4 protein-coding genes are annotated in these 3134 nt (G+C 44.1%); 2 read left to right on the forward strand and 2 right to left on the reverse strand.

The features are described from left to right. Positions 1-840: GTP 3',8-cyclase MoaA (locus IQ229_RS20590; RefSeq protein WP_194046924.1), on the forward strand; the 840-nt coding region annotated here is incomplete at its 5' end. 59 nt (positions 841-899) lie between these two features. Here IQ229_RS20590 and rpsD read toward each other — a convergent pair. After that, positions 900-1508 carry a 30S ribosomal protein S4 gene (rpsD, locus tag IQ229_RS20595; RefSeq protein WP_012408407.1) on the reverse strand — a complete coding sequence of 203 codons (609 nt, stop codon included), beginning with the start codon at positions 1506-1508 and terminating at the stop codon, positions 900-902. A 467-nt stretch (positions 1509-1975) separates the two neighbouring features. On the opposite strand from rpsD, the gene IQ229_RS20600 reads away from it, so the two are divergent. Beyond that, a complete protein-coding gene (locus IQ229_RS20600; RefSeq protein WP_228013607.1) occupies positions 1976-2659 on the forward strand; it encodes a hypothetical protein in 684 nt (227 codons plus the stop codon). Between the two features lie 236 nt (positions 2660-2895). Here the strand turns inward: IQ229_RS20600 and IQ229_RS20605 are convergent. Further along, positions 2896-3134 (reverse strand): hypothetical protein (locus IQ229_RS20605; RefSeq protein WP_228013606.1); only part of this gene is annotated, 239 nt, incomplete at its 5' end.

A 3134-nucleotide genomic window follows, 5' to 3' on the forward strand; every position in this document is an offset into this window, starting at 1 on the left:
GTATTTATTCCAGTAGGCTTTACCCGATTTCGTTTGACTGGGGGGGAACCCTTATTGCGTCCGCGTGTGGTGGATTTGGTAGGTGCGATCGCAAATTTACCCCAAACTCAAGACCTTTCAATGACCACCAACGGTTTTTTGCTGGCTCCGATGGCGCAAAACCTCTACAATGCTGGTCTGCGACGAATTAATATTAGTCTGGACTCTCTCGATCCCGATATTTTTGACCAAATTATTGGTAATCAGGGGCGTTCTCGTTGGCAACAAGTTTGGCAGGGTATTCAAGCAGCCCATCAAGTCGGATTCGACCCCCTGAAGCTGAATGTAGTGGTGATTCCTGGGGTTAATGACCACGAAGTTCTCGATTTAGCCGCCCTGACAATTGATAAACAGTGGCACGTTCGATTTATTGAATTTATGCCCATTGGTAATGTGCATTTATTTGGCGATCGCGGTTGGGTATCTTCAGCCGATTTACGAGAACGTATTCGCGATCGCTGGGGCTTGACAGAATCACAAGTTCGTGGTGCTGGGCCTGCTGATGTCTTTCAAATTCCCAATGCGAAGGGGACACTGGGATTTATTAGTCAGATGTCGGAATGTTTTTGCGATCGTTGTAATCGGATGCGCCTGAGCGCTGATGGCTGGCTACGTCCCTGTTTATTGAATGAAACTGGTCAAATAGATTTAAAAACTGCCCTGCGTTCTGGTGTCAGCACCGCTCAATTACAAGAGCAGGTCAGACATTTACTCGAAATCAAACCAGAAATTAACTTTAAAGGGCGCGATTCTGGCATTTCAGGTGCATATACCCGCACCATGTCGCAAATTGGCGGATAGTAATTGGTCATTTGTCCCTTGCAAATAACTAAGGACAAATGACTAAGGACAAATGACTATTACGCTTGTCGTGAGTAGTATTCCACCACAAGTAGTTCATTAACTTGTAGTGCCACCCATTCGCGCTCAATAACGCTGTTGACTTTACCAACCAACTTATTTTTGTCAAATTCCAAATGACTGGGCAGGTTGGCCAAACCGGGATATTGCAAGTTAGCTTCCACCAACTTCCGAGATTGTGCCCGATCTCTTACGGCAATTACTTCGCCAGGACGGCATTGGTAGCTGGCAATATTTACCACACGACCGTTAACAGTTACGTGACCGTGATTTACCAGTTGACGAGCTGCTGGGATAGTCGGGGCTATACCCAAGCGGAAAACGGTATTATCCAAGCGCATCTCTAGCAATTGCAGCAGTACTTGTCCGGTAGAACCAGTAACACGTCTGGCTTTCCGCACATAGCGGAGCAATTGCTTTTCAGTCAAACCGTAGTTGAAGCGGAGCTTTTGCTTTTCCTCTAGACGGATAGCATATTCAGAGCGCTTCTTGCGATTCTGGCCATGCTGCCCAGGTGGGTAAGCGCGTCTGGCACTTTTACGAGTTAATCCTGGTAAGTCGCCCAAGCGGCGGACAATTCTGAGGCGGGGCCCTCTATATCGGGACATGAGTTTCCTTAATCTAATCCTGTTTAAACTTTACCCAAACATTCCATTTTGACATTCCACTGATAATAAATCAGCGGATTCTTGGTTTTTTGAAGATGCTTGCCTTGGTATGACGTATCCTACCAATGTAGAGACATCTCCTTTACGCCAGTTGCTTTAAGTCGGTTGAGCCGACATACTAGCTTCCAAGCCTGAATTCCGACGTGCCCCGCCGTACTACTGGCAATAAGTTTTTTGTGTTTATTTAGTTTCGTAGGCTACTCAATCATCAGATTGGTTTACGCAGTATTCTTACTCTGAAATACTTTTTACGTTGCCTACTTATCTTTCAAACAGCTATATTAACACAATTTTCGACATAATTAATTATATCTATACTTTACTACCTCTGAAATTCTTAGATTACAGAGGATTTTTGAGATATTTGAGTTAGCATAACTTTGGGTGTTTGGAGAATGGCAATGTCAATGAGCAAAAAAGTGGTTAGCAGAGTTAAGAACAAACAAGGCAGTTCCACCTCCAGGATTTTAACATTACCAGTTTTGGCTATAGCTGGATGTTTAACAATCTTGCCTAATGTGGCTGTTGCTGCCTCTTACAGGAATGATTATAGTGTCTGTGCGAGTCGCCTCCTGAGTGTGGGTGTAACGGCACAAGCGGCATCAGAAGGTTGTGCAGCAGCATTGCGTCCAAGAGATTTGGCTGCTTGCGTGGTGAAAATTGACAAGGAAACCCAAATTGCTGCGACAGATGCGCTTTCTTCTTGTGGAAGGGCCCGGCGTCCTGAAGAGTTAGCAACCTGTGTAGTTGGTGTCAGCTTAAGTACTAAGGAAGAAGCTAATCCGACAGTTTTAGATTATTGTGGACGCAGTTTATTACCTGTGCGCTTTGGCCAGTGTGTGGTTGGCTTGCGTAGTCAAATTGACTTTCCCCCTACTCAAGCGCTAGATACTTGTATCAGTGCTGATGATAGTGTTATCGGTGCTTCATCTTCGTCTACACCGCCAACGATAATTCCTGCGGGTTCAAGTCCAAGTTTAGAAACTATCCCATTTCCAAACCAACCAGTTGTTCCAACCCAACCAGTTGTTCCAACCCAACCAGTTGTTCCAACCCAACCAGTTATTCCAACCCAACCGGGCACTAATTAGATTACAGTGCTTTGTGTAATTGATATACAGGTTGAATTTAGAGTGGCTATTTGCCAACCTGATTCAGGGACTACCAAAAAATAAATCATCTGATTTTAATTTGTAGGTTGGGTTGAGCAACAGCAAAACCCAGCCTTATATATTATAATGCTTCTACCTGACTGGATAATTTACCTTTGCTGACTATATAGCTTTCGTTAGGCATGACACCATTGCCTGATCTAGAACTGGGCGATTTAAACTTGTGCGGCTTTACCAATGCCATCTGCGTCAAAGAAAAGATTATCGGTAGTTTGATCGTAGATAAAGCGATCGCTTTGTCGCACTAGTCCCAAGTCGGAACAAGCTGGAATTGAAGCAATAATAGTTACTATATTTCTTACTTTGGTATCTATATAATCATCGAAAGGTTGAAGAAGTTTCAGCACCTCGCCCAAAAAAGTTGTCTTTTTGCCATTCTGATGATGCCAACATC

This window comes from Nostoc cf. edaphicum LEGE 07299, assembly GCF_015207245.1.
GTDB classification, from domain to species: Bacteria; Cyanobacteriota; Cyanobacteriia; order Cyanobacteriales; family Nostocaceae; genus Nostoc; species Nostoc edaphicum_B.